This is a genomic window from Comamonas testosteroni TK102, assembly GCF_000739375.1.
In the GTDB taxonomy this organism is placed as follows: Bacteria; Pseudomonadota; Gammaproteobacteria; order Burkholderiales; family Burkholderiaceae_C; genus Comamonas; species Comamonas brasiliensis.
The window spans coordinates 872,340-896,269 of the sequence record NZ_CP006704.1 but is presented as its reverse complement, the minus strand read 5'-3'; the positions used below and the strand labels follow the sequence as shown (position 1 = coordinate 896,269).

Sequence of the window (23,930 nt, the reverse complement as noted above, 5' to 3'; positions counted from 1 at the left end):
TGGAGCACGCCACTGATTCACAGTCCGCGGGGCAAGTTCGGACTGCAAGCAAAACGTTCCCCATTATCGGAACAAACAGAGGCCTGATCGGACTTGCCGGATTTTGTTGCGCAAAAAGCTGCGCCCCAATGCAAACACGGGCCGCAGCCCGTGTTGTTCGATAACGCATGCTCCAAGCCAGAGACGGCTAGCAAGGAGCGTCCCACAGCCATGAGTCCCCTTCCTGGGGTAAGGCGCAAAGCGCCTCAGGGGGTTAGGACAGCTTGCCGTGGCAAAGCTTGAACTTCTTGCCGCTGCCGCAGGGGCAGGGGTCGTTGCGGCCCACATGCACGCCCTCGGGCATGGCCAGAGGCTCGGCGAGCGTCACGTCGTCCTCGATGCTCATGCCTTCGGTATCCGAGGGCGAGGCATAGCTCATGTGCTCCAGGCTCTGGGCACCGCGCTCGTTCATGGCGACGGCAGCTTCGTCCATCTCTTCGCGCGAGCGGACCTGCACCGTCATCAGCACGCGGGTGACTTCGGTCTTGACCTGATCGATCAGCTGGCGGAACAGCTCGAATGCCTCGCGCTTGTATTCCTGCTTGGGCTGCTTCTGGGCATAGCCGCGCAGGTGAATGCCCTGGCGCAGATAGTCCAGCGCGGCCAGATGGTCGCGCCAGTTGGTGTCGAAGCTCTGCAGCAGCACGGCACGCTGGAACTGCGTGAAGTTCTCCTGACCGATCAGAGCCACCTTGGCATCGAACAGATCGTGGGCCGCCTTGACGACCTTTTCCAGAATCTCTTCGTCGGTGATGGATTCCGAACCCGCCACGTCCTGCTGCAATGGCAGGTCGATCTGCCATTCGCTGGCCAGCGCCTTTTCCAGGCCGGGCACGTCCCACTGCTCTTCCATGGACTCGGCCGGCACATACTGGCGCACCAGGTCGGTGATCACGTCCTCGCGCATGGCGGCCAGCATGCCGTTCAGATCGGTCGAATCCAGAATGTCGTTGCGCTGCTGGTAGATCACCTTGCGCTGGTCGTTCGCCACATCGTCATATTCGAGCAGCTGCTTGCGCATGTCGAAGTTGCGGGCTTCCACCTTGCGCTGTGCAGACTCGATGGAGCGGGTCACGATGCCAGCCTCGATGGCTTCGCCTTCGGGCATCTTCAGGCGGTCCATGATGGCCTTGACACGGTCGCCCGCGAAGATGCGCATCAGCTGGTCGTCCAGGCTCAGATAGAAGCGCGAGGAACCGGGATCGCCCTGACGGCCCGAACGGCCGCGCAGCTGGTTGTCGATACGGCGCGACTCGTGACGCTCGGTGGCGATGATGCGCAGACCGCCCAGGGCCACGATCTTGTCGTGGGCCACTTGCCAGTCGGCACGCAGTTGCTCGATCTGCTGATTGCGCTCTGCCTCGCTCAGCGCCTCGTTGCTCTCGATGGCCTTGAGCTGCTTGTCGATATTGCCGCCCAGCACGATGTCGGTACCACGGCCGGCCATATTGGTGGCGATGGTGATCATGCCTTCACTGCCCGCCTGGGCAATGATGTCGGCCTCGCGCTCATGCTGCTTGGCGTTGAGCACCTGATGGGGCAGCTTCTCGCGGGTCAGCAGCTGGTCGATGATTTCGGAGTTCTCGATCGAGGTCGTGCCGACCAGCACGGGCTGGCCGCGCTCGTAGCACTCGCGGATATCCTTGATCGCTGCATCGTACTTTTCCTTGGTGGTCTTGTAGACGCGATCGAGCTGATCCTGACGCTTGCTGGGCTTGTTGGGCGGCACGACCACGGTCTCCAGGCCATAGATTTCCTGGAATTCGTAGGCTTCGGTGTCGGCCGTCCCGGTCATGCCCGACAGCTTCTTGTACAGACGGAAGTAGTTCTGGAAGGTGATCGAGGCCATGGTCTGGTTCTCGGCCTGAATGGCCACACCTTCCTTGGCTTCCACAGCCTGATGCAGGCCATCGCTCCAGCGGCGGCCTGCCATCAGGCGGCCGGTGAACTCGTCCACGATCACGATTTCGTCGTTCTGCACCACATAGTGCTGATCGCGGAAGTACAGCTGGTTGGCACGCAGCGCGGCGTACAGATGGTGCACCAGAGAGATATTGGAGGGATCGTAGAGCGACGAGCCTTCGGTGATCAGGCCGGCATGGCTCAGCAGGCGCTCGGCCGCTTCATAGCCCTGGTCGGTCAGATAGACCTGATGGGATTTTTCATCGACCGTAAAGTCGCCGGGCTTGGTCACGCCTTCGCCCGTGCGGGGATCGGCTTCGCCTTCCTGACGCACCAGATTCGGCACGATCTGATTCATGGCCACATACATGGCCGTGTGATCCTCGGCCGGGCCGGAGATGATCAGCGGAGTGCGCGCCTCGTCGATCAGAATCGAGTCCACCTCGTCGACGATGGCGTAGTTCAGCACGCGCTGCACACGGTCGCCGGGCTCGTACACCATGTTGTCACGCAGGTAGTCGAAGCCGTACTCGTTGTTCGTACCGTAGGTGATGTCGGAGTTGTAGGCCTGCTGCTTTTGCTCGCGCGACAGATTGGGCAGGTTGATGCCCACCGACAGACCGAGGAAGTTATAGAGGCGAGCCATGGTCATGGCATCGCGGTTGGCCAGGTAATCGTTGACGGTCACCACATGCACGCCCTCTCCCGACAGGGCATTGAGGTACACGGGCAGCGTCGCGGTCAGCGTCTTGCCTTCACCGGTGCGCATTTCGGCAATCTTGCCGTCATGCAGCGCCATGGCGCCCAGCATCTGCACGTCAAAGTGACGCATCTTCATGACGCGCTTGGAGCCTTCGCGCACCACGGCAAAGGCTTCGGGCAACAGCTCGTCCAGCGCCTCGCCCTTGGCAACGCGATCCTTGAACTCCTGCGTCTTGGCGCGCAATGCCTCATCGCTGAGCTTTTCGTACTCAGGCTCCATCGCATTGATGCGAGCGACTGTCTTACGGTATTGCTTGAGCAACCGGTCATTGCGGCTGCCGAACAGTTTGGTGAGGAAATTGGTGGCCATGCGTGCGAAGGCACATCGCTTTTTTGCCGGTTGCGCAAAGCAATGTGTCCAGAATTCCTTGATTGTTGGTCTTCAGATGGGGCCGTCCCCGGGGCCGTCAAGAGCCACACCCAAAATAGGTGAAAAACCTCCTGGCGCCTCCAAAACAGGAACAGGACCAAAAAAATCATTCTAACCGCGCAGGCCTGTCCTGGTTTTGCGCTACTTCAGAGTAGCTACGGGATTGCATTGCTGGCGCAAACGGCCCGCGCTGCCTCATGCATTGCCGACTGCGCTAAGCTTGGGCTTCGCCCAGCCAAACTGCCGCCACCCGCATGACCATTGTTCGCCGTCATCACGCCGTTACCGCCATCCATGCCATGGAGTCGTCTCCCACATTGGCGCGCCTGGCAGCGCTGACGCAGGATTCCAGCAACCGGCTCAAGGCGGTCATGCCGCTGGTGCCGCCCATGCTGCGGGCCAGCCTGCAGGCCGGGCCCATTGAGGAAGACGGCTGGTGCCTGATTGTGAAAAATAATGCGGCGGCGGCCAAAGTGCGCCAACTGCTGCCCGCCATGGCCGCCCATCTGCGCACCAAAGGCTGGGCCGTCACCAGCATACGCATCAAGGTTCAGGCCTGATAAGGCTTTTTAGGCACTGAAAAACAAAAAAGGCCTCCGAAGAGACCTATTTGTTTGGTGCCGGTTGTCGGATTCGAACTGACGACCTACCGCTTACAAGGCGGGTGCTCTACCAACTGAGCTAAACCGGCGAAGACTGAATTCTAACGTAGAAAAACAGCCCCAAAAGAAGAAACCCGAATTTTCTTGGCTTGCCCTCGGGCCTCCGATTCCAGGACTTCTCTGCGCTTATTTCACACGCTTGAGCGCCGGACGGCCACCTGCAGGCGGAGGCGTGCGAGGAGCATCCTCTTCGCCGGAAGCCTCTGCTTCGGCCTTGACGGGAACCAGCTGCACCACACGCTCGGCCGAGGATTCTTCATCCGACTCCATATCGGGCTCGCTATCGTCCATCAATGGCACATCGCCATCCTCGGAGACTTCGTCCTCCTCAGGCGGGAAGGCCATGCCCTGGCCGGTCTCGCGGGCATAGATGGCCATGACGTTTGCCACGGGCACCATGATTTCCCGAGACTGGCCGCCAAAGCGTGCCTTGAATTCCACGTACTCGTTGCCGATCAGCAGGCCGCTGGTCGCGTCGTAGCTGATGTTGAGCACGATCTGGCCGTCGCGTACAAACTCCATGGGCACCTGGGTGCTGCGATCCACACGCACGGCGATATGCGGCGTCAAGCCATTGTCGGTACACCATTCAAACAAAGCCCGCAGCAGATACGGACGGGTTGAAGTCGTTTCAGGGGCTGTCATCTCGTTTCCTGACGAATCAAATCCAGAAGATTGCAAAGACAAAAAAGCGGGCAGATGAAGGAAATCCCTTCAGCATGCCCGCTCTGCGCTCATGTGCAATTACTTGCGCATGACCTTTTCGGAAGGCGTCAGCGCTTCAATGTAAGCCGGACGCGAGAAGATGCGCTCGGCATACTTGAGCAAAGGAGCGGCATTCTTGGACAGCTCGATGCCGTAGTAGTCCAGGCGCCACAGCAGCGGAGCAATGGCCACGTCCAGCATGGAGAAGTTCTCGCCCATGATGTACTTGTTCTTCAGGAAGATGGGAGCCATCTGGGTCAGGCGATCGCGGATATGGGCACGGGCCTTTTCCAGAGCCTTTTCATTGCCCTTGACGTTGCGCTCTTCGAGTGCGCTCACGTGCACGAACAGTTCCTTTTCGAAGTTCAGCAGGAACAGGCGCACACGGGCCCGATCCACGGGGTCGCCAGGCATCAGCTGGGGATGGGGAAAGCGCTCATCGATGTACTCGTTGATGATGTTGGACTCGTACAGGATCAGGTCGCGCTCGACCAGGATTGGCACTTGACCATAGGGGTTCATCACGGCGATCTCTTCGGGCTTGCTGAACAAGTCCACATCGCGGATCTCGAAATCCATGCCTTTTTCAAACAGCACAAAGCGGCAGCGGTGTGAGAAGGGGCAAGTCGTTCCCGAATAAAGCACCATCATGGTGGAGACTCCTAAAAATCAAAAAGAGTGGGTTGCCCACGGCACCCCACTCTGCACTAACACGGTTTGGCTGCAGACAACTGCTGCACGGCGGCAAAGCTTATTTCACGTCTTTCCAGAACGCGGCATTCAGGCGCCAAGCGATAAAGATGAAGATACCCAGGAAAATCAAAACGCCCACCCCTATACGGGTTCGGGTGTTCTGAGCCGGCTCCCCCATCCATTGCAGGTAATTCACCAGATCGCCAACTGCCTGATCGTACTGCACTGCGCTCATCTTGCCAGGAGACACCTGCTCCCAACCCTTGAAGACCTGGGTCTTAGTTCCGTGGTCGTCATGCTCTTCGAAGATGGCGCGACGCTCGCCCTGCAGCTCCCACAGCGCATGCGGCATGCCTACGCTGGGAAAGGCGAGATTATTCCAGCCTGTGGCCTTGGTGTCATCCCTGTAGAAAGTACGCAAGAAGGTATACAGGTAATCGGCACCCGAGCCGCCCGAGCCGGCGCGTGAGCGCGCAATCACCGTCAGATCGGGAGGATTGGCACCGAACCACTCCTTGGCCTCCTTGGGATTGATGGCGGCCTTCATGGTCTCACCCACCTTGTCGGTGGAAAACAGCAGATTGTCCTTGATGTCCTGCTCGGTCAGACCGATGTCCTTCAAGCGGTTGAAACGCATGAAGGCAGCGGAGTGGCAGCTCAGGCAGTAGTTGACAAAGATCTTGGCACCATTTTGCAGGGATGCCGTATTGCTGGTGTTGACCGGCGCCTTGTCCCAGTGGATGCCGCCTTCGGAGGCTTGCGCAGCACCGGCGATACCCAGGGCCGCAACCAGGGTCAGAATCAGTTTCTTCATTCTTGTTCTCTCCTGCTTCAGTGAGGCTTGAAGGTCACACGCTCGGGCACGGGCTTGGTCTCGCCCAAGCGACTCCACCAGGGCATGAGCAGGAAGAAGCCGAAGTAGAACAGCGTGCCGACCTGAGACACCTTCTCGCCAATCGGCGACGGAGGCTGCACACCCAGATAGGCCAGGACGACGAAATTCACCACAAACACGGCATACACATACTTGTGCCAGCTGGGACGATAGCGGATCGACTTGACCGGGCTGCAATCGAGCCAGGGCAGGGCAAACAGGATGATGACCGCACCGCCCATGACGACCACACCCCAGAACTTGGCGTCGATGGACAGCATCATGGCGATGGCACCCAGGGCCACGATGGCGACGGCGCCCTTGGCAAAACCGGGCAGGCGCGACTTGAGAATGCCGTAGCCGGCACCCAGCACCACGCAGGCGATCAGCACATACATCATCTCGCCGGTGATGGCACGCAGCATCGAGTAAAACGGCGTGAAATACCAGACGGGCGCAATGTGATTGGGCGTCTGCAGAGGATCGGCGGGGATGAAGTTGTTGTACTCCAGGAAGTAGCCGCCGAACTCGGGCGCAAAGAACACCACGGCCGAGAACAGGAACAGGAACACCGTCACGCCAAAGATGTCATGCACCGTGTAGTAGGGGTGGAAGGGAATGCCATCCAGAGGGTGGCCCTTTTCATCCTTGGGTGCATTCGGGCCCTTGATCTCGATACCGTCGGGATTGTTGGAGCCCACATCGTGCAGCGCCAGCAAGTGCGCCACGACCAGACCCAGCAGCACCAGGGGCACGGCAATCACGTGGAAGCTGAAGAAGCGGTTCAGCGTCGCATCGCCCACCACAAAGTCGCCACGGATCAGCAAGGCCAGATCGGGGCCGACAAAGGGGATGGCGGAGAACAGGTTCACGATCACCTGGGCGCCCCAGTACGACATCTGACCCCAGGGCAGCAGATAGCCCATGAAGGCTTCAGCCATCAGCACCAGGAAGATGGCGCAACCGAAGATCCAGACCAGTTCGCGCGGCTTGCGGTAAGAACCGTACAGAAGACCGCGAAACATATGCAGATAGACCACGACAAAGAACGCCGAGGCGCCCGTCGAGTGCATATAGCGGATCAGCCAGCCCCAGGGCACATCACGCATGATGTATTCCACCGAAGCAAACGCCTTTTCGGCGTCGGGCTTGTAGTGCATCACCAGGAAGATGCCGGTGACGATCTGGATCACCAGTACCAGCAGCGCCAGCGAGCCGAAGATGTACCAGAAGTTGAAGTTCTTGGGCGCGTAGTACTCCGACATATGGACGCGGTATGCATCGAATGCCGTCGGAAACCGGTTCTCCAGCCAGTTCATGGCCTTCGCTCCGGTCGTGGAGTTCGGGTCGATTTGCTTGAATTCGTGGGCCATTGTTCTTGTCTCCCTCAGGCTGCCTTGGTGTCTTCACCAATCAGCAGCTTGGTGTCGGACAGATACATATGTGGCGGCACCTGCAGGTTGTCCGGCGCTGGCTTGTTCTTGAACACCCGGCCGGCCATGTCGAAGGTGGAACCATGGCAGGGGCACAGGAACCCCCCCTTCCAGTCTGCGGGCAGCGAAGGCTGAGGCCCCGCGACGAACTTGTCGGAGGGAGAGCAGCCCAGGTGGGTGCAGATGCCCACGACCACGAGGATTTCAGGCTTGATGGAGCGCGCTTCATTTTGCGCATAGGGCGGCGTGAACTCTTCGGGATGACGCACCGATTTCGGGTCCGCCAGTTCGCCATCGAGGCCAGGCAAGTCCTTGAGCTGCTCGGGTGTGCGCTTGATGATCCACACCGGCTTGCCACGCCACTCGACGGTGAGCTTCTCACCATCCTTGAGACTGGAGATATCCACCTCTACCGCAGCACCTGCTGCCTTGGCTTTTTCAGAAGGCTGGAAGGAGCTCACAAAAGGGACGGCCGTTGCCACACCGCCCACGGCACCAGCACATGCTGACGTGATGATCCACGTGCGCTTGCTGGAGTCGACTGGAGAGTCACTCATGGATTTCCTCGAAGTACATCGCTTGATTTGGGGTCAGCTGCAAATTCTAGCGGCGGGGTTATGGTTATTCCAGCCCCAGTCCGACGTTGACAACCGCCAAAGTCACGCAATACTGCGCTATCTCAAACTCTTAGTGACTGGAACTGCTTATGGGCATGATGCAAGAATTCCGTGAGTTCGCAATCAAGGGAAACGTCATGGATCTTGCCGTCGGCGTGATCATCGGCGGCGCGTTCGGGAAAATCGTTGATTCCGTGGTCAACGACCTGATCATGCCTCTGGTGGGTCTGTTCTTCGGCAAGCTGGATTTCTCCAATCTGTTCGTCGTTCTGGGCACCATGCCCGAGGGAGTTCCACGCACCCTGGATGCGCTGAAAAAAGCCGGCATTCCTGTATTTGCCTACGGCAACTTCATCACCGTTGCCGTGAACTTCGTGATTCTGGCCTTCATCATTTTCATGATGGTCAAGCAGATCAACCGCCTCAAGCGCGAGGCACCTGCGGCACCGGAGCAAGCACCCGCTACGCCTGAAGACATTCAGCTGCTGCGCGAGATCCGCGACAGCCTCAATCGCAAGGCCTGAGATCCTTCAGGTCCGATGACTGCAAGCCTGCCGGCCCCGGCAGGCTTTTTTCATGGGGCGCTGCCGTGCATGCATGCGGACGGAAATCGCACCGAACCGCCGCTGAGGACGCGTCAGATCGCCAGACTGCGTGCCATGTGTACGGCTTCGAGCAGGCTGGCCTCGTCGGCCACGCCCTGACCCGCAATGTCAAAGGCCGTGCCATGGTCGGGACTGGTGCGTACCAGCGGCAAACCGAGGGTCACGTTGACGCCTTTTTCCACACCCAAATATTTGACTGGGATCAACCCTTGGTCGTGGTACATCGCCAACACCACATCGAATTCACCCGGGTGGGCTGGCGTATTTCGCGCCCGCATGAAGACCGTGTCCGGCGCAAACGGCCCCTGCACATCCATGCCTTCGGCCTGCGCTGCGGCGATCGCCGGGGCAATGATCTCGATTTCCTCACGCCCGAAGATGCCGCCCTCGCCCGCATGCGGATTGAGCCCGGCCACGGCCATGCGCGGCGCGCGTCCCAGGTTCCTGCCCAGCGCCTGATGCGTGATGCGCAAGGTCTGCAGGATCTGCGGCCCGGTCATGGCCTCGATGGCCTCGCGCAGCGACACATGGATGCTGACCAGCACGGTGCGTAACTCGTCATTGGCCAGCATCATGCGCACCGGCATCTGCTCGAGCGAAACGCCCGCATGGGCGGCCGCCTCGGCCTGCAGAAGTTCCGTGTGCCCGGGGAAAGTCACTCCCGCAAGGTGCAGCGCCTCCTTGTGCAGGGGCGCCGTGACCAGGGCGGCAATCTCGCCGCGCAAAGCCGCTTGCGCGGCCCAGACCACGCATTGCGCTGCGGCCTGCCCGGCCGCTGCGCAAATCTGGCCATAGGGCTGAGGCCCCGCCAGTCCCGGCAGGTTCAGCAGCGCGACAGCACCCTCCGGCACAGACCAGGCTTGGCCCGGCTCATCGATCACCACCACTGGTTGAGCGATGCCCTGATCGCCGTCAGCAGCACGGGCGGCCAGCGCTGTGGCACGGCGCAGAGTCTGCAACTCGCCCACCACAAAGCAGCCGCGCATGGCCTGCGGCGCAGCCCGGAAGGCCTTGGCGATGATTTCAGGCCCTATGCCTGCGCAGTCGCCCTGGGTGATGGCGATGGTTTGGGTTGAAGCATTGACGGACATAGGCATCAGGGTCGCCGCAAGCTCCCCTGTTATCAAGTGCTTGCAGCCATCAAAAGTGAGAGACGAAGGTCCGGGACCGGATCAGGCCGGGTTGTCGATATCGATGAAGCAGTGCTCCAGCCCGCACTCCTGGGCCACATGGGCCGCCACGGCCGGCGCGCCATAGCGCTCGGTCGCATGATGGCCGGCAGCAATAAAGCTCACACCCATCTCGCGCGCCAGATGCATCTGGGGCTCGGAGATCTCGCCGGTGATATAGGCATCGGCGCCGGCGGCAATCGCGGACTCGAAAAAGCCCTGCGCCCCTCCGGTGCACCAGGCCAGCTTGCGGATCGGCTGGCTCTCTTGCGCACCGGCCAGCGTCACCTTGCGCCCCAGCACGCTTTGCACATGCTCGGCCAGAGCGGCGGCATCGGCAAAGTCCACATCGGCCAGCCAGCCCAGGTTCTGGTCGCCGAATGCGGCCTGTCCCTGCACTCCGAGCCGCACCCCGAGTTGCGCGTTATTGCCCAGTTCGGCATGGGCATCCAGCGGCAGGTGATAGGCAAACAGATTGATGTCATGTGCCAGCAGCAGGCGGATGCGCTCCTTGAGCCAGCCCGTGATGCGCCCATCCATGCCGCGCCAGAACAGACCATGGTGCACGAAGATGGCATCGGCCCCGTCCTCGATCGCAGCTTCGATCAGGGCGCGGCTGGCCGTCACACCGCTGACGATGCGACGAATCTCGCTCTTGCCTTCGACCTGCAGGCCGTTGGGTCCGTAGTCCTTGAAGCGTTCGGGCTGCAGCAAGGCATCGAAGGCCTGCAACATGTCTTGGCGGGTGGTCATCATGCCCATGATTGTCGCACCCTGATTGTTTCAAAGTAAGGAGCATCTATCGCATGCCGTACAAGCATTTCAACACTGATAATTGCTGAAAATATTGGACAGCATGCGACAGCAGCTATGCTTTTCAAGTGAACAGACTTTGGTACTGGTCACGCAGCAGGTTTTTCTGCACCTTGCCCATGGCATTGCGCGGCAGCTCCGTCACGACAAAGCAGCGCTTGGGAATCTTGAAGTTGGCGAGCTGCGCTTTCAGTTGCGCGACGATCGCCTCGCTGCCGGGCGAATGCCCCGGCCTGGCGACCACCACCGCCACGCCCACCTCACCGAAATCCGGGTGCGGCACACCGACCAGGGCGCTCTCGGCCACACCGGGCATGTCGTTGATAAAGCCTTCGACCTCCGCCGGGTAAACGTTGTAGCCGCCGCTGATGATCAAATCCTTGCTGCGACCCACAATAGTGATATAGCCGCGCTCATCCACCCTGCCGACGTCGCCGGTCCTGAACCAGCCGTCTGCAGTGAACTCCTGCGCTGTTTTTTCAGGCATGCGCCAATAGCCTTTGAAGATATTGGGCCCGCTGACCTCGATGGCACCGACTTCGCCCGTGGGCAGCGACTGCCCGCTGTCGCTTGCCACACGCACTCCGACATCGGGCAGCGCAAAGCCCACGGTGCCGCCGCGGCGCTCGTCCTGCCCGCCGTGGCGCGCATCGGGACCGTAGGGATTGGAGGTAAGCATGATGGTCTCGCTCATGCCATAGCGCTCGAGAATGGTGTGGCCGGTGCGCTGGCGCCACTCGCCAAAGGTCTCGATGAGCAGCGGTGCGGAGCCCGAGATGAACAGCCGCATCCGGCTGGCTGCCTCCCTGGTCAGCGTCGGCTCGGCCAGCATGCGCACATACAGCGTGGGCACGCCCATGAACACGGTGGCGCGCGGCATGGCCGCAATCACGGCCCTGGCATCGAATTTGGCCATCCAGATGATCTTGCTGCCATTAATCAGCGCGCCATGGATGGCGACGAACAGCCCGTGCGCATGAAAGATCGGCAAGGCGTGGATCAGCACGTCGCCGCCCTGCTCGCGCGTGCGCCAGCCCCAGTACTGCTTGAGCATGAGCGCGTTCGAGAGCAGATTGCCATGCGAGAGCATCGCTCCCTTGCTGCGCCCCGTGGTGCCGCTGGTGTAGAGAATGGCAGCCAGATCGTCGGCCCGGCACGGCACCGGCACCTGCACCTCGTCGAAGCGCAGCGCCTGCTCCAGCAGGCTGCCGTCCTGCGCTTCACCCAGCGTGAAGACATGCTGCGTGCCGCAGGCTGCAGCCACCTTTGCCACCCAGTGCGCATTGCCGGGCGTGCACACCACCACGGCGGGCTCGGCATTGCCGATGAAATATTCGATCTCGGCGCTCTGGTAGGCGGTATTGAGCGGCAAGAACACATGGCCCGCCCGCAATGTGGCCAGGTACAGCATCAGCGCCTCGACCGACTTTTCCACCTGCACCGCAATACGACTGCCGGCGGGCAGACCGAGCGAAGCCAGCCAATTCGCCATGCGTGCGCTCATGCGGTCCAGGTCGCGCCAGGTATAGAGAAGCGGCGCATCGGCCTGAACCTCGTGCGATACGACCTCGATGGCGACTTCGTCCAGATCGGCCGGGAATGCGGCGCGCAGTGCGACGAACATATTCATGTCAGACATATGGATAACTCTCTTTGCTGGAAACCGCTTCATTGCCCGGCCATGGCGCGCTCGGCAACGACTTTTTGCTTCTTGCCGTCGGCCTGGGCCCAGGTCTCGAACTCCTGGGGCGATGCCGAGGGATAGGCCACAACGCCTTGCTTTTCGAGCTTGGCCTTGACTTCCGGGTCGCTCAAGGCCTGACGGCTGGCCTCAAACAGTTTTTGCGTGATCTCCCTGGGCAGCTTGGCCGGCCCGTACAGACCGAACCAGAGCGTGAAGTCCGCCCCATCGATGCCGGACTCCTGCATGGCCGGCAGATCGGGGAACAGCTGCGAACGCTGGGCCGTCGTCACGGCCATGATGCGCAGCTTGCCGCCAGCGGCCATCGGCATCACCGAAGGCGGCGTGCCGAAGGTCATGTCCACATCGCCCGCACCCACGGCCTGAATCGACGGCGCGCCGCCCTTGAACGGCACATGCAGCATGTCGATGCCGGCGGCATGTGCAAACGAAGCCCCTGCCAGATGCGTGACCACGCCCGTGCCAGACGAGGAATAGCTGAGCTTGCCGGGGTTCTTGCGCGCCCGCTCTATCAGGCCGGCCACGGATTTCTCGGGAAAGTCCTTTTTCACCGCCAGCAGCATCGGCGAATCGCTCCAGCGCATGATGGGCGTGAAACTTTTGACACCGTCATAGCGCGCACTCTTGTAGAGAATCTGGTCCGTGCCGTAGAGATTGGCCGAACCCAGCAGCAAGGTATAGCCGTCCGCAGGCGCCCGCGCCACCAGATCCGACGCAATCGTCGTGCCTGCGCCGGGGCGGTTATCCACCAGCACCGCCTGGTTCAACACCCGCCCCAGCTTCTCGCTGACGATGCGCGCCACCGCGTCGGCACCGCCGCCGGGCGGAAAGCCCACCATCAGCGTGATGGGGCGCGACGGGTAGGCGTCCGCCAGTGCCAAGGCGCTGGCGCTCAGCAGGCAGGCCGATACCAATGCTTTCTTGAACATGCTTGTCTCCTTGATGGAAGGTGGGGCTGTTTTTCTTCGGCGCCAGTGCGGCGCTAGCGGCCTTTGAAAACCGGTACGCGCTTCTCGCGCCAGGCCAGACCGCCTTCACGCAGATCCACGGACTCGATCGAGCGCTGCACGTCGCGCGCAATCGCCTCGCGGTCTTGACGGCCGCAGGCAATCAGGTTCAGGTGTTTCTTCATGCCGGACAGGGGCAAGGGCGCCATCGCTGCCAGCGTCCCGGCCAGATTCGCCACGGTCTCGTCGAGCTCCGTTTGCGCCACCAGATGCGTCAAAAAGCCGCAGGCCTTCATCTGCTCGGCATCCAGGCGCTCGCAGGTCAGAAACAGGCGCTTGGCGGTATCGAGCCCCAGACGGCTGACATAGCGCTCCAGCCCCGAGGTGTAGAAATGCAGGCCCAGCCTTGCTGCGGGCATGAACATGTCCGCCGCCATCGAGCCCACGCGAAAGTCGCAAGCCAGCGCCAGATCGGTCGCGCCGCCATACACGCCGCCCTGGATGGCGACTATGGTCACCGCACGGCACTGCTCCACCGCATCCACCATCTCGCCGAAGCTGCTGCCTTCGCTCTGGCTGTTTTCGATTTGTGATATATCGTAGCCACTGCAGAAATGCTTGCCTTCGCTACGCAATACCAGCACCCGCACATCCTCCCTCTGATTGACGCATGCTATGCATTCAATGAGCACCGGCAAATCATCGGGCGCCAGACGGTTCGCCACCGTGGGGCGCTGGAGCGTGATGGTTGCAACACGGTCTTGGACATGCAGTCTTGGATTCATGCGTATCAGAAATATAAATAGATATATCTAATATTGAACAATGAACCCCAAACATCCACCAACGGCAGAAACCCTAGACGCGCTCAGCATGCAGGACCGCATCCGGCTGGCACTGGAGCAAGACCTGCGCAGCGGCGCATTGCGACCGGGTGCCGGCATCGACGAACAGGCACTGTGCGAGCGCTTCCAGGCTTCACGCACGCCGGTCCGCGAGGCCTTGCTGCTGCTGTCCGCCAAGGGGATGGTGAGCATTCTTCCACGCGTGGGCATCTACGTGCGCCACCTCGATCCCCGCGAGCTGATAGCGATGATGGAAGGGCTCGCCGAGCTGGAAGGCGTGCTGGCGCGCCTTGCGGCCCGGCGCATCAACGCCGAGCAGAGAACGCTGCTGCAAGCCGCTCTGGCGCAGACCGCTGCACATGCCCAGAAAGCCGATTCCATTGGCTACGAACAGGCGAATGCCAGACTGCATGATTTGATATATCAGTCTAGCGGAAACACCTTTATCGTCGAACAGACGCGCGAGGCCAGACTCAGGGTCGCGCCGTATCGCAGCAAGATGTTTGAAAAGCCGGAGCGCCTGCTGCACTCCCAGGCCGAGCATGAAACCGTGGTGGCCGCCATTCTGGCGGGCCACAGTGAAGTCGCTGCCGAGGCCATGCGCAACCATATATCGGCGGGCGGCAGCGCTTTTGCCGACATGGTGCTGAGCACCGTGTCCGCGCCCGTCATGCAGCCGCGCCGTCGCAAACGCGCGAGCAGCGAAAAAAAAGGCAACCACTGCTGACTGCCTTTTCTCATCCGCCTGTGCAGGCTCACCCCTTGCGCGGCTGCCAGCCCTTGCAGGCCAGCGGCCAGAAGCCCATGGCCATGCCCAGCACGCCCATGGCCGCCACATAGTGGGCAGGAGCCATCACGTCCACCTGCTGCCACACGGACACCAGCATGGGAGTCAGGCCGCCGAACACGGCATAGGCCATGTTGTAGGAAAAGGACAGACCGGTAAAGCGCACTTCGGGCGGGAAGGCCCGCACGCCCACCACGGGCAGCAGCGAGATGGAGCCCACGAAGAAGCCCACGGTCGCATAGTTGCAGATCAGGGACGCCTCGTTGCCCGGCAGGTTCAGGTAGAACAGATAGGCCGTGGCCGTCATGCCGCCCCAGCCGACGAGCATGGTCAGCTTGGTGCCGATCCTGTCGGACAGCCAGCCCCAGAACACGCAGCCTATGGTCAGCGTCACGGTCGCCACGGCATTGGCCTTCAGGGCCATGGCAGGCTCGATGTGGAACACCTTCTGCAGATAGGCCGGCGTGAACAGAATCACCACCACAATCGCCGTGGACAGCACCCAGGTCATCAGCGCCACGACAACACAGGCTTCGCGGTGGTCGCGCAAGATGGTCTTGATCGGCAGTTCGCGGTCAGCGGCCTTGCGGGCCTGCAGCTCCTGGAAGATGGGGGTCTCGTGCAGGAACTTGCGCAGATACACCGACACCAGACCGAAGACACCGCCCAGGATGAAGGGCAGGCGCCAGGCCCAGTCGTGGATCTCGCCCTGGCTGTAGGTGCTGTTGAGCCAGACCCCGATGATGGAGCCCAGGAAAATACCGCCGGTAATGCCGGAAGTCAGTGCGCCGATGGCGAAGCCGTAGCGCTTTTCGGGCGCATGCTCGGCCACGAACACCCAGGCACCAGGCATTTCACCGCCGATGGCAGCACCTTGCATCACGCGCATCAGCAGCAGCAGGATGGGAGCGGCAAGGCCTATGGTTTCATAGGTCGGCAGCAGGCCGATGACCAGCGTGGGCACGGCCATCAGGAACACCGACAGCGTGAACATTTTCTTGCGGCCCAGGATGTCGCCGAAGTGGGCAATCAAGATGCCGCCGATGGGTCGTGCCAGGTAGCCGGCCGCGAAAATGCCCAGCGTCTGCAGCTGGCGCATCCACTCGGGCAGCGAAGCCGGAAAGAACAGGCTGCCGATCACATTGGCAAAAAAGACGAACACCACAAAGTCATAAAACTCCAGCGTTCCGCCCAGGGCCGATAAGCCCAGGGTCTTGTAGTCCTCCCGGTTCAGGAGGCGATTCTTCGCAGCAGCCGGCGCTTTGGCCGATGCAGCGTGGTCAAGCGTAGTCATGGTGTTTCCCAGATCGAACAACAGGACAGCGCGGATAAGGCCGCTGATCACGGGTCAACGTGCAGTGGCATACCGATTGCAGCGGGCTTCAGATGCAAAGCCACACCAGGCCGAATATGAGCACCTTGTGGGCAGTCACGGCGGCGTAAGCGCAGTCGAAAAAACATTCTAGGGTTTTCACTCATGGCTTCTGGCCGTGCAAAACTTTAGATGCCTACAGTCCTATAGCCATCGCTCCTGCAATCTGCAAAGCTTTGCGTTATGCAATTGCGCGCAAGCAAATGTTCGCTTCGACGCCCGGTGCAGCCATGCTTCACAATGTGGGCTTGTTCTCCTTACTACCTATACGCATTACATGAAACGCACCTGGTTGCTGTTTTCGCAGGTCGTCACCGTGCTGGTGGCTATCTATTTTGTAGTGGCTACCCTACAGCCCACTTGGCTTCAGCGCGGAAACATTCGCAGCAATGCCGGGGTTTCGCTGCTGCAGGCCCCCACTGCCCCGGCGGGTGAAGTCGCCCCGGGCAGCTTTGCGCCAGCCGCACGCAAGGCCTCGCCCGCCGTGGTCAGCATCAACACGAGCAAGGCGGTCCGCCACCCACGCGCCAACGATCCCTGGTTCCAGTTCTTCTTTGGCGATCAGGGCCCGCAGGAGCAATCTGGTTTGGGCAGCGGCGTCATCATCAGTCAAGATGGCTACATCCTCACCAACAACCATGTGGTGGAAGGCGCCGACGATATCGAGGTCACGCTGACCGACAGCCGGCAGGCCAAGGCCAAGGTCATCGGCACGGACCCCGAGACCGATCTGGCCATTCTCAAGGTCGAGCTCGACAAGCTGCCCGTCATCGTGCTGGGCAACTCCGACCAGGTCGCCGTGGGCGACCGCGTGCTTGCCATCGGCAACCCCTTCGGTGTGGGGCAGACCGTGACCAGCGGCATCGTCAGCGCTCTGGGCCGCAGCCAGCTGGGCATCAACACCTTCGAGAACTTCATCCAGACCGATGCCGCCATCAACCCTGGCAACTCCGGCGGTGCCCTGGTGGATGCCAACGGCAATCTGCTGGGCATCAACACGGCCATCTACTCACGCTCGGGCGGCAGCATGGGCATCGGTTTCGCGATTCCCGTCTCCACGGCCAAGATGGTGCTGGACGGCATCGTCAAGGACGGCAAGGTCACACGCGGCTGGATCGGCGTGGAGCCCAATGAACTCTCGCCCGAGCTGGCCGAGACCTTTGGCGTCAAGGCCGATGCCGGCGTCATCATCACCGGCGTGCTGCAGGCCGGCCCCGCCGCCCAGGCCGGCATGCGTCCTGGCGATGTGATCGTCAAGGTGGGCGAGACCGCGACCCGCAATGTCTCCGAGCTGCTGACGGCCGTGGCCTCGCTCAAGCCCGGCGAAGCCGCCAAGTTCGATGTGCGCCGCGGCGACAGCGAAGTGGTGCTGAACATCACTCCGGGCGCCCGCCCTGCAGCCAGCACCCTGCAGCAGCAGAGCCGCCCCCGCCGTTGACGGACGCTACCGCCAACCACACCAGCCAGCGCCCGTCGCTGGCTTTTTTCATGCTGCGGCCGGTTGCAGGCTGCAGCGCGCCATCACAGATCATCAGGAATACGGCTCAAACGCTTGCAGGTAAAGCGCTGACAGCTATCAAAACAAAAGCCCTTGAATCACTTCAAGGGCTTTGCCAGGAGTCGGAGACGAAGATCAGTGGCCGTCCGTGGATTTCTCCACTTCCGTGCCCGTACCGTCCTCGGCATCGGGCGCACGCGATACCCTGCTGAACCAGCCGGCCCCCAGAATGCCGATCTCGTAGAGCAGGCACATGGGCAAGGCCAGGGCCAGCTGGGAGATCACATCGGGCGGCGTGATGACGGCAGCAATCACGAAGGCCAGCACCACGAAATAGCCGCGGAAGGCCTTGAGCTTCTCGATCTCCACCAGACCAAAGCGCACCAGCAGCATTACCACGATGGGCACCTGAAAGGCCGCCGCAAACGCGATGTAGAGCGAGAGAATCGCTTCCACATACGAGGCGATGTCGGGCGTGGCCGCCACGCTGGCCGGCGTGAAGTGCTGGATGAACTTGAACATATTGCCCAGCACAAAGAACTGTACGAAGGCAATGCCGGCATAAGCCAGCAGGCTGCCGAACATGATCAGCGGCAGGGCGAACTTCTTCTCGTGGCTGTACAGACCCGGCGCAACAAAGGCCCAGATCTGGTACATGATCCAGGGCAGCGCCAGCAGCACGGCCACCATCATCAACACCTTGAGCGGCACGAAGAAGGGCGAGAAAACGCCCACCGCAATCAGCTTGGCGCCGGGCGGCATGTGCTCCTTGATGGGCAGGGCGATGAAGTCGATCAGGCCGTCGGGGCCCGGCCAGAACATCAGCAGCCCTACGCCGATCAAAACGCCATACAGGCTGTAGAGCAGGCGATCACGCAGCTCCATCAGGTGCTGGACAAACGGCTGCTCCGTACCGGCGAGTTCGTCTTCTTTAGAGGGTTCGGACATGGTGCAAAACCGCGCCGGAGCCCGATCGGCTCCACACGCTTGAGAAACAACAACGCCCGTGAATCACGGGCAAAGAGCGACATGCGGGCAGCCAAGCCGGCCCCCTGGGGTCGGCCATGGCCGACCTTGCGGCCGGCAGGCTGCTGAGCTGCATGTTCAATGGAACTTCTTGGGGCGAAAGCGCGCCACGCGTGCCGCACCCGACTGGACCTTGCTACGTACCCCGGCACGGGCCTTGTACCACTGAGGCACGGCTCCGCGCTTGACGCGCCAGTTCTTGCGCGGATGGCGGTAGCTGGGCACCACGCTGCTGTGCGTATCCAGACCGGTGTAGCCACCTTCTGCGTCATAGGAGCCGAAGGACGAAGCCGAAGTCATGTTCGAGTCGTCGCGCAGGTCCTTGGTCGCATCGCTCCAGTCCTTTTCAAGATCAGAGGCCTGATTGCGCATGCTGGACTCCACGTCCCGCGCGGCGGTCTCGACCGTGTCCTTCATCTTGCGCAGCTCATCGAGCTCCATGGAGCGGTTGACCTCGGCCTTGACGTCGGACACATAGCGCTGTGCCCTGCCAAGCAAGGTGCCCACCATGCGGGCCACGCGCGGCAGCTTCTCGGGACCGATGACCACCAGGGCCACGGCACCGATCAGCGCCATTTTGGACAGGCCAATATCAAACATCTAAATGTCAGTCCTGCCGCGATCAGCTCTTTTGCTTGGCTTCCACGTCGATGGTGGCCTTTTCGGCGGCCTGCTGGTTGGCCACTTGGCCGGTCGCAGCGTTGGCGTCGGCGTCAGTCGCGCCGTCCTTCATGCCGTCCTTGAAGCCCTTGACGGCGCCGCCCAGGTCGGAGCCGATGTTCTTGAGCTTCTTGGTGCCGAACACCAGAACCACGATGAGCAGCACGATCGCCCAGTGCCAGATAGAAAACGAGCCCATGAGAATCTCCTAGAAATTGCAAACCATTTTAGACGGGGCTTGTGACAGATACGAATCAATCACCCAAAAAGCCTGCAGCGCACAGCTCTATCGCCGCGTGCAGGCCCGCTGCGCCGCCTGATCAGCCCTTGAGCCAGGGGCGCGGACCGCCCATGACATGCAGGTGCAGATGGTGCACTTCCTGGCCGCCTTCGCTGCCGGTGTTGACCACGATGCGGAAACCGCCATCGGGATAAGGGTTGCAGCCCTGCTCCAGCGCCAGTTGGGGAGCCAGCGCCATCATGCGGCCCAGCAGGGGCGCATCCCCGGCGCCAACCTGGGCCATGGAGCGGATGTGCTTCTTGGGAATCAGCAGAAAGTGCACGGGCGCACCGGGGTGGATGTCATGGAAGGCGAACAGCTCCTCGTCTTCATAGACCTTGCGCGAAGGAATCTCCCCCTTGGCGATGCGGCAGAAAATGCAATTGGCGTCGTAATCGTGGTCGTGCATGGTCTCTGGTATCTCTACGGTTCAGTACTCCGGACGCCCTGCCCTACCCATGGCCCGGGAAGCCAGAAAGCAGGCAATGGCGTGCCCCCTGCGGAGGCTATCCCCTATTCTCGTTGAATCGCAGCGTCTGCTTGACGCCAAGGTGCGCGCGGTTGAGCTGCAGCCATTGCTGGCCGCGCTCGCGCCCCAGCTCGAACAGCTTGCGCACCATGCCCATGTCTGCGCGCACCTTGCTAGAGGCGCCAAAGGGTTTGAGCACCGAGCCGCCGTCGATGCGGTGCATCAGCACATGCTTGTAGCGCTCCGGGTCCAGACGCTTTTGCTCCAGCAGCTTGACCACGAACTCGATGGCCCGCAGCTCGGCCAGCAAGCTGGCGTTGAAGGTGATCTCGTTCATGCGGTCCATGATCTCGCGGGCCGTATCGGGCGAAACATCGGACTCCTTGGGATTGATCTGCACCAGCAGGATGTCGCGGCTCCGGGTCTCGTAGATCAGCGGATACAGGGCCGGATTGCCCGAGAACCCGCCATCCCAGTAGCACTCTCCGTCAATCTCCACCGCCTTGAACAGCTGCGGCAGGCAGGCCGAGGCCATGATGGCGTCTGCCGTCACCTGCTCGCCCTTGAAGATCTTGCCGCCGCCCGTGCGCACGTTGGTGGCGCAGATGAAGAGCTTGGGCACCACGCCAGGATGAGCGGGATGGGCCAGCGTCTCGAAATCCACCACCCGTGTGAGCAGCTGCCGCAGCGGGTTGATATTGAGCGGATTGGTCTGATAGGGCGACAGAAACTGGTTGAGCACCCCCATGAACTGCTTGCTACCCGGCAGCGGTGCAGCCCAGAACATCTTGCCCACACTGCCCATGGTGCCCACGCCCTCCCACAGCTCGCGCAGAGACTGGCGCGCCAGCTGACGCCCGAGGTAACGGGCATCGTCCAGATTCTTTTCCTGCGCAGCCGCCTGCGCGAAGCCATGGGCCAGCGCCACGGCATTCATGGCACCGGCACTGGTGCCGCTGATGCCTTCAAAGATCAGGCCGTCATCGTCGAGCAATGCATCCAGCACGCCCCAGGTCAGCGCGCCATGCGATCCCCCGCCCTGCAGGGCCAGGTTGAGGGTGTGGGAAGTCTCTGCAGCCATGGCACGATCCTGTGAAGGTTGAGGAACCAGGTAAGGGGCTTGGAACTGTCGCTGCGAACGCACAGCGGACATATCCAGCGAATCTGCGCAATTTCCGCAGCTTATCCAGCACCGCGAGCATTGCACAGGCCCGGCACCCGTGTCAGCCTGCCGGCCCGAATCTGTTGCAGTGCAGCAAAACCGCTTGCCAAAACAAAAAAGCCCCGGCCGTAAAGCGGGGGCTTCGATGTCGGGCAAAACCGGCTCAGGAGCGGATCGCGCGATTCTTGTTCATGGCGATCATGCCGCTGACGATGCGGTAGAGGAACCAGATGGAGATCAACACCCAGGCAGGGTTGAAGATCAGGAGGCCCAGCAGGAAGAACGGGAAGGTCACCGCATAGAGCACGATGGCCCAGAGCACGCTGCGCAGACGCCAGGAAAAATGGCTCTCCTGCCAGGTGCCGCGCGCATCGTCGCGCTTGACCAGATCGATGACAACCGCAATCAGCAACAGCAGCACGCTGACCTGCGCGCCCGGCAGCACCGCGGCCACGGCCACGATCAGGTGGAGCAGATAGCTGACCCAGCCCCAGGCCTTCAGGCCCTCGACCTCGGCAGAGCCGCCGGGGCCTACATCGATGATGTCGCGATCGTCATTCATTCGTGCTTCCTTGTTACTTGGCCGCCCCTTCCTGAGCAGCGCGTTCCTGGGCCTTGCGCAGGGCTTTTTCCTCCAGACCGCTGGTGCCCTCGCGGCGCTCCAGCTCGGCCACCACCTCTGCGGGTGTCAGGCCGTAGTGCGACAGCGCAATCATGGAGTGAAACCACAGATCAGCCACTTCATAGAGGATCTTGCCCTTGTCCGCGCCATGATCGACATCCTTGGCGGCCATCACGACTTCGGTGGCCTCTTCGCCGATCTTCTTCAGAAAGGCGTCGGGCCCCTTGTGCAGCAGGCGCGCGACATAGCTTTTTTCGGGGTCACCACCATTGGCGACCTTGCGGCTTTCGATCACGGCGGCCAGACGGGCCAGTGCGCCCTCGACCGACGCGGTGTTTTGTTCAGACATGACTTTATTTATAGATGGAAGCAGGATCTTTCAAGACCGGATCGACAGCCAGCCACTGTCCGTCCTTGAACACGCTGTAGAAGCAGGAGTGGCGACCGGTATGGCAGGCGATACCGGGATCATGCCCCTCTTGCGTGATCTTGAGCAAAACCACGTCGTTGTCGCAGTCGATGCGCATCTCGTGCACGGTCTGCACATGGCCGGACTCCTCACCCTTGAACCACAGCTTGTTGCGCGAGCGGCTGAAGTAGACGGCACGCCCCAGCTCGGCGGTCTTCTCCAGTGCCTCGCGGTTCATCCAGGCGAACATGACCACGTCGCCACTGCTTTGCTCCTGTGCAATCACGGGCACCAGCCCCTGCGCATCCCATTTGACCTGATCCAGCCAGCTCATTGCAGACCTTTGTTTTGTATAGCAGCCAGCGCAGGCCAGCAGCTTATTTCAACCACAAAACATATGGAAAGCCGCTTGTACCCTGCGCAAGCCGCTCTCAAAATAATCTTATAAACGCACGGGAATGCCGCGTGCGCGCATGCATTCCTTGGCCTGCTGCACGGTGTACTCGCCGTAGTGGAAGATGCTGGCAGCCAGCACGGCATCGGCGCCGCCAATGGTCACGCCATCGGCCAGATCTTCCAGATTGCCGACACCGCCCGAGGCGATCACGGGCACGGCCACGGCATCGGCCACGGCACGCGTGAGCTTCAGATCGAAGCCGCTCTTGGTGCCGTCCTTGTCCATGCTGGTCAGCAAGATCTCGCCGGCACCGCGCCTGGCCATCTCCTCGGCCCAACGCACCACATCCAGCCCCACGTTCTTGCGCCCGCCGTGGCTGTACACATCCCAGCCCGGCCCCATGGGCGTGCCGCCGGGGCCGATGCGCTGCTCGTCCTCGGGCGTGCGGCGCTTGGCGTCAATGGCCACCACGATGCATTGCGCGCCGTACTTGTCGCTGCAGGCATTGATGGTGTCCGGGTTGGCAATGGCTGCGGAGTTGAAGCTGGTCTTGTCGGCTCCGGCATTGAGCAGGCGGCGCACATCTTCCACGCTGCGCACGCCACCGCCCACGGTCAGCGGAATGAAGACCTGCGAAGCCACGGCCTCGATGATGGGCAGGATCAGGTCACGGCCATCGCTGGTGGCCGTGATGTCCAGGAAAGTCAGCTCGTCCGCACCCTGGGCGTTGTAGCGCGCGGCAATCTCCACCGGGTCGCCCGCATCACGCAGCTCCAGAAAATTGACGCCCTTGACCACGCGGCCGCCGGTCACGTCAAGGCAGGGAATGATGCGTTTGGCAAGCATGGACAAGTCTCGGAATATCTAGGAACAAGGGGGCCAAAGATACCACGGCCCCGCCTCCGCCCTGGACATCCATCCCCTTGCGCAGCCCTGCCGTGCAGGCATTGCACACCGCGCAAACCGTCCGGGCCGGAAAGCGGGCCGGCACCATTGCATCGCCACCCGATCACAGGCCATTTTCTGAACGATTGGAAACACGCAGGTTCAGAAACCGGCCAGGGGCATTGGGATTCACCGATTCCTGCTGCTTCCAATTGAGTAACAGAA

General features: G+C 61.4%; 26 protein-coding genes and 1 tRNA gene. 5 read left to right on the top strand and 22 right to left on the bottom strand.

The window, feature by feature from the left end:
• Window positions 1–253: 253 nt before the first annotated feature.
• A complete protein-coding gene (secA, locus tag O987_RS04025; protein ID WP_003058559.1) occupies window positions 254–3,013 on the bottom strand; it encodes a preprotein translocase subunit SecA in 2,760 nt (919 codons plus the stop codon).
• A 314-nt stretch (window positions 3,014–3,327) separates the two neighbouring features.
• Between secA and O987_RS04020 the strand changes: the two genes are divergently transcribed.
• The gene (locus tag O987_RS04020) at window positions 3,328–3,633 is read left to right on the top strand and encodes a hypothetical protein (RefSeq protein ID WP_080731441.1); all 306 of its coding nucleotides are present in this window, start codon (window positions 3,328–3,330) and stop codon (window positions 3,631–3,633) included.
• A gap of 55 nt (window positions 3,634–3,688) precedes the next feature.
• On the opposite strand, the gene O987_RS04015 is transcribed toward O987_RS04020, so the two are convergent.
• From O987_RS04015 to petA, 6 genes are all read right to left on the bottom strand, one after another.
• Window positions 3,689–3,764, bottom strand: a tRNA-Thr gene (locus tag O987_RS04015).
• 97 nt (window positions 3,765–3,861) lie between these two features.
• A complete protein-coding gene (locus O987_RS04010; RefSeq protein WP_003058563.1) occupies window positions 3,862–4,380 on the bottom strand; it encodes a ClpXP protease specificity-enhancing factor in 519 nt (172 codons plus the stop codon).
• Window positions 4,381–4,479: 99 nt separating this feature from the next.
• Window positions 4,480–5,091, bottom strand: a complete 612-nt coding sequence (locus O987_RS04005) for a glutathione S-transferase N-terminal domain-containing protein (protein WP_003058564.1) — start codon at window positions 5,089–5,091, stop codon at window positions 4,480–4,482.
• A 100-nt stretch (window positions 5,092–5,191) separates the two neighbouring features.
• Window positions 5,192–5,947 carry a cytochrome c1 gene (locus O987_RS04000; protein WP_003058566.1) on the bottom strand — a complete coding sequence of 252 codons (756 nt, stop codon included), beginning with the start codon at window positions 5,945–5,947 and terminating at the stop codon, window positions 5,192–5,194.
• 17 nt (window positions 5,948–5,964) lie between these two features.
• On the bottom strand, window positions 5,965–7,380 hold the full coding sequence (locus tag O987_RS03995; RefSeq protein WP_003058568.1) for a cytochrome b: 1,416 nt from the start codon (window positions 7,378–7,380) through the stop codon (window positions 5,965–5,967).
• 14 nt (window positions 7,381–7,394) lie between these two features.
• A complete protein-coding gene (gene petA / locus O987_RS03990) occupies window positions 7,395–7,997 on the bottom strand; it encodes a ubiquinol-cytochrome c reductase iron-sulfur subunit (protein WP_003058571.1) in 603 nt (200 codons plus the stop codon).
• Between petA and O987_RS29030 the strand changes: the two genes are divergently transcribed.
• On the top strand, window positions 7,996–8,172 hold the full coding sequence (locus O987_RS29030) for a hypothetical protein (RefSeq protein WP_155496306.1): 177 nt from the start codon (window positions 7,996–7,998) through the stop codon (window positions 8,170–8,172). The two genes, petA and O987_RS29030, sit on opposite strands and share 2 nt — an antisense overlap.
• Window positions 8,147–8,581, top strand: a complete 435-nt coding sequence (gene mscL / locus O987_RS03985) for a large conductance mechanosensitive channel protein MscL (protein WP_003058572.1) — start codon at window positions 8,147–8,149, stop codon at window positions 8,579–8,581. Before O987_RS29030 ends, mscL begins: the two co-directional genes overlap by 26 nt.
• A gap of 113 nt (window positions 8,582–8,694) precedes the next feature.
• Here mscL and pdxA read toward each other — a convergent pair whose 3' ends face one another.
• The 5 genes from pdxA to O987_RS03960 all read right to left on the bottom strand — a co-directional run bounded on the left by pdxA (window position 8,695) and on the right by O987_RS03960 (window position 14,078).
• The gene (gene pdxA, locus O987_RS03980) at window positions 8,695–9,753 is read right to left on the bottom strand and encodes a 4-hydroxythreonine-4-phosphate dehydrogenase PdxA (RefSeq protein WP_080731440.1); all 1,059 of its coding nucleotides are present in this window, start codon (window positions 9,751–9,753) and stop codon (window positions 8,695–8,697) included.
• An 81-nt stretch (window positions 9,754–9,834) separates the two neighbouring features.
• Window positions 9,835–10,593 carry a Nif3-like dinuclear metal center hexameric protein gene (locus tag O987_RS03975; RefSeq protein ID WP_080731439.1) on the bottom strand — a complete coding sequence of 253 codons (759 nt, stop codon included), beginning with the start codon at window positions 10,591–10,593 and terminating at the stop codon, window positions 9,835–9,837.
• 115 nt (window positions 10,594–10,708) lie between these two features.
• Window positions 10,709–12,283: a malonate--CoA ligase gene (locus tag O987_RS03970; protein ID WP_043370916.1), complete on the bottom strand. Its 1,575-nt coding sequence runs from the start codon at window positions 12,281–12,283 to the stop codon at window positions 10,709–10,711.
• Between the two features lie 29 nt (window positions 12,284–12,312).
• Window positions 12,313–13,275, bottom strand: coding sequence for a tripartite tricarboxylate transporter substrate binding protein (locus O987_RS03965; protein ID WP_043370915.1), 963 nt, complete (start codon window positions 13,273–13,275; stop codon window positions 12,313–12,315).
• A 53-nt stretch (window positions 13,276–13,328) separates the two neighbouring features.
• Window positions 13,329–14,078 carry an enoyl-CoA hydratase/isomerase family protein gene (locus O987_RS03960; protein ID WP_043370913.1) on the bottom strand — a complete coding sequence of 250 codons (750 nt, stop codon included), beginning with the start codon at window positions 14,076–14,078 and terminating at the stop codon, window positions 13,329–13,331.
• Window positions 14,079–14,166: 88 nt separating this feature from the next.
• Between O987_RS03960 and O987_RS03955 the strand changes: the two genes are divergently transcribed.
• Window positions 14,167–14,865: a GntR family transcriptional regulator gene (locus O987_RS03955; RefSeq protein ID WP_080731438.1), complete on the top strand. Its 699-nt coding sequence runs from the start codon at window positions 14,167–14,169 to the stop codon at window positions 14,863–14,865.
• Between the two features lie 28 nt (window positions 14,866–14,893).
• Here O987_RS03955 and O987_RS03950 read toward each other — a convergent pair whose 3' ends face one another.
• A complete protein-coding gene (locus tag O987_RS03950) occupies window positions 14,894–16,219 on the bottom strand; it encodes an MFS transporter (protein ID WP_003058587.1) in 1,326 nt (441 codons plus the stop codon).
• Between the two features lie 355 nt (window positions 16,220–16,574).
• Here O987_RS03950 and O987_RS03945 point away from each other — a divergent pair, with 355 nt between their 5' ends.
• The gene (locus O987_RS03945; protein WP_003058589.1) at window positions 16,575–17,735 is read left to right on the top strand and encodes a trypsin-like peptidase domain-containing protein; all 1,161 of its coding nucleotides are present in this window, start codon (window positions 16,575–16,577) and stop codon (window positions 17,733–17,735) included.
• Between the two features lie 195 nt (window positions 17,736–17,930).
• On the opposite strand, the gene tatC is transcribed toward O987_RS03945, so the two are convergent.
• The 9 genes from tatC to hisF all read right to left on the bottom strand — a co-directional run bounded on the left by tatC (window position 17,931) and on the right by hisF (window position 23,666).
• Window positions 17,931–18,743, bottom strand: coding sequence for a twin-arginine translocase subunit TatC (gene tatC / locus O987_RS03940; protein WP_003058591.1), 813 nt, complete (start codon window positions 18,741–18,743; stop codon window positions 17,931–17,933).
• A gap of 156 nt (window positions 18,744–18,899) precedes the next feature.
• Window positions 18,900–19,421: a Sec-independent protein translocase protein TatB gene (tatB, locus tag O987_RS03935; protein WP_003062149.1), complete on the bottom strand. Its 522-nt coding sequence runs from the start codon at window positions 19,419–19,421 to the stop codon at window positions 18,900–18,902.
• A 22-nt stretch (window positions 19,422–19,443) separates the two neighbouring features.
• A complete protein-coding gene (tatA, locus tag O987_RS03930; RefSeq protein ID WP_003058595.1) occupies window positions 19,444–19,680 on the bottom strand; it encodes a Sec-independent protein translocase subunit TatA in 237 nt (78 codons plus the stop codon).
• Between the two features lie 121 nt (window positions 19,681–19,801).
• Window positions 19,802–20,170, bottom strand: coding sequence for a histidine triad nucleotide-binding protein (locus O987_RS03925; protein WP_043370911.1), 369 nt, complete (start codon window positions 20,168–20,170; stop codon window positions 19,802–19,804).
• A gap of 97 nt (window positions 20,171–20,267) precedes the next feature.
• Window positions 20,268–21,311 (bottom strand): patatin-like phospholipase family protein, encoded by a 1,044-nt coding sequence (locus O987_RS03920; RefSeq protein WP_003058599.1) that lies wholly within the window; start codon window positions 21,309–21,311, stop codon window positions 20,268–20,270.
• A gap of 244 nt (window positions 21,312–21,555) precedes the next feature.
• Window positions 21,556–21,954 (bottom strand): DUF4870 family protein, encoded by a 399-nt coding sequence (locus tag O987_RS03915; protein ID WP_003058601.1) that lies wholly within the window; start codon window positions 21,952–21,954, stop codon window positions 21,556–21,558.
• 13 nt (window positions 21,955–21,967) lie between these two features.
• Window positions 21,968–22,363 carry a phosphoribosyl-ATP diphosphatase gene (locus O987_RS03910; RefSeq protein WP_003058603.1) on the bottom strand — a complete coding sequence of 132 codons (396 nt, stop codon included), beginning with the start codon at window positions 22,361–22,363 and terminating at the stop codon, window positions 21,968–21,970.
• A 4-nt stretch (window positions 22,364–22,367) separates the two neighbouring features.
• Window positions 22,368–22,796 (bottom strand): phosphoribosyl-AMP cyclohydrolase, encoded by a 429-nt coding sequence (gene hisI / locus O987_RS03905; protein WP_255265028.1) that lies wholly within the window; start codon window positions 22,794–22,796, stop codon window positions 22,368–22,370.
• A 69-nt stretch (window positions 22,797–22,865) separates the two neighbouring features.
• Window positions 22,866–23,666: an imidazole glycerol phosphate synthase subunit HisF gene (hisF, locus tag O987_RS03900; protein ID WP_003058607.1), complete on the bottom strand. Its 801-nt coding sequence runs from the start codon at window positions 23,664–23,666 to the stop codon at window positions 22,866–22,868.
• Between the last annotated feature and the right edge of the window lie 264 nt (window positions 23,667–23,930).

Excerpts from the sequence above, each read along its gene's own strand:
- secA (WP_003058559.1), bottom strand. The coding sequence starts at position 3,013 with ATGGCCACCAATTTCCTCACCAAACTGTTCGGCAGCCGCAATGACCGG.
- O987_RS04020 (WP_080731441.1), top strand. The coding sequence starts at position 3,328 with ATGACCATTGTTCGCCGTCATCACGCCGTTACCGCCATCCATGCCATG.
- O987_RS04010 (WP_003058563.1), bottom strand. The coding sequence starts at position 4,380 with ATGACAGCCCCTGAAACGACTTCAACCCGTCCGTATCTGCTGCGGGCT.
- O987_RS04005 (WP_003058564.1), bottom strand. The coding sequence starts at position 5,091 with ATGATGGTGCTTTATTCGGGAACGACTTGCCCCTTCTCACACCGCTGC.
- O987_RS04000 (WP_003058566.1), bottom strand. The coding sequence starts at position 5,947 with ATGAAGAAACTGATTCTGACCCTGGTTGCGGCCCTGGGTATCGCCGGT.
- O987_RS03995 (WP_003058568.1), bottom strand. The coding sequence starts at position 7,380 with ATGGCCCACGAATTCAAGCAAATCGACCCGAACTCCACGACCGGAGCG.
- O987_RS29030 (WP_155496306.1), top strand. The coding sequence starts at position 7,996 with ATGGATTTCCTCGAAGTACATCGCTTGATTTGGGGTCAGCTGCAAATT.
- petA (WP_003058571.1), bottom strand. The coding sequence starts at position 7,997 with ATGAGTGACTCTCCAGTCGACTCCAGCAAGCGCACGTGGATCATCACG.
- mscL (WP_003058572.1), top strand. The coding sequence starts at position 8,147 with ATGGGCATGATGCAAGAATTCCGTGAGTTCGCAATCAAGGGAAACGTC.
- pdxA (WP_080731440.1), bottom strand. The coding sequence starts at position 9,753 with ATGTCCGTCAATGCTTCAACCCAAACCATCGCCATCACCCAGGGCGAC.
- O987_RS03975 (WP_080731439.1), bottom strand. The coding sequence starts at position 10,593 with ATGGGCATGATGACCACCCGCCAAGACATGTTGCAGGCCTTCGATGCC.
- O987_RS03970 (WP_043370916.1), bottom strand. The coding sequence starts at position 12,283 with ATGTCTGACATGAATATGTTCGTCGCACTGCGCGCCGCATTCCCGGCC.
- O987_RS03965 (WP_043370915.1), bottom strand. The coding sequence starts at position 13,275 with ATGTTCAAGAAAGCATTGGTATCGGCCTGCCTGCTGAGCGCCAGCGCC.
- O987_RS03960 (WP_043370913.1), bottom strand. The coding sequence starts at position 14,078 with ATGAATCCAAGACTGCATGTCCAAGACCGTGTTGCAACCATCACGCTC.
- O987_RS03955 (WP_080731438.1), top strand. The coding sequence starts at position 14,167 with ATGCAGGACCGCATCCGGCTGGCACTGGAGCAAGACCTGCGCAGCGGC.
- O987_RS03950 (WP_003058587.1), bottom strand. The coding sequence starts at position 16,219 with ATGACTACGCTTGACCACGCTGCATCGGCCAAAGCGCCGGCTGCTGCG.
- O987_RS03945 (WP_003058589.1), top strand. The coding sequence starts at position 16,575 with ATGAAACGCACCTGGTTGCTGTTTTCGCAGGTCGTCACCGTGCTGGTG.
- tatC (WP_003058591.1), bottom strand. The coding sequence starts at position 18,743 with ATGTCCGAACCCTCTAAAGAAGACGAACTCGCCGGTACGGAGCAGCCG.
- tatB (WP_003062149.1), bottom strand. The coding sequence starts at position 19,421 with ATGTTTGATATTGGCCTGTCCAAAATGGCGCTGATCGGTGCCGTGGCC.
- tatA (WP_003058595.1), bottom strand. The coding sequence starts at position 19,680 with ATGGGCTCGTTTTCTATCTGGCACTGGGCGATCGTGCTGCTCATCGTG.
- O987_RS03925 (WP_043370911.1), bottom strand. The coding sequence starts at position 20,170 with ATGCACGACCACGATTACGACGCCAATTGCATTTTCTGCCGCATCGCC.
- O987_RS03920 (WP_003058599.1), bottom strand. The coding sequence starts at position 21,311 with ATGGCTGCAGAGACTTCCCACACCCTCAACCTGGCCCTGCAGGGCGGG.
- O987_RS03915 (WP_003058601.1), bottom strand. The coding sequence starts at position 21,954 with ATGAATGACGATCGCGACATCATCGATGTAGGCCCCGGCGGCTCTGCC.
- O987_RS03910 (WP_003058603.1), bottom strand. The coding sequence starts at position 22,363 with ATGTCTGAACAAAACACCGCGTCGGTCGAGGGCGCACTGGCCCGTCTG.
- hisF (WP_003058607.1), bottom strand. The coding sequence starts at position 23,666 with ATGCTTGCCAAACGCATCATTCCCTGCCTTGACGTGACCGGCGGCCGC.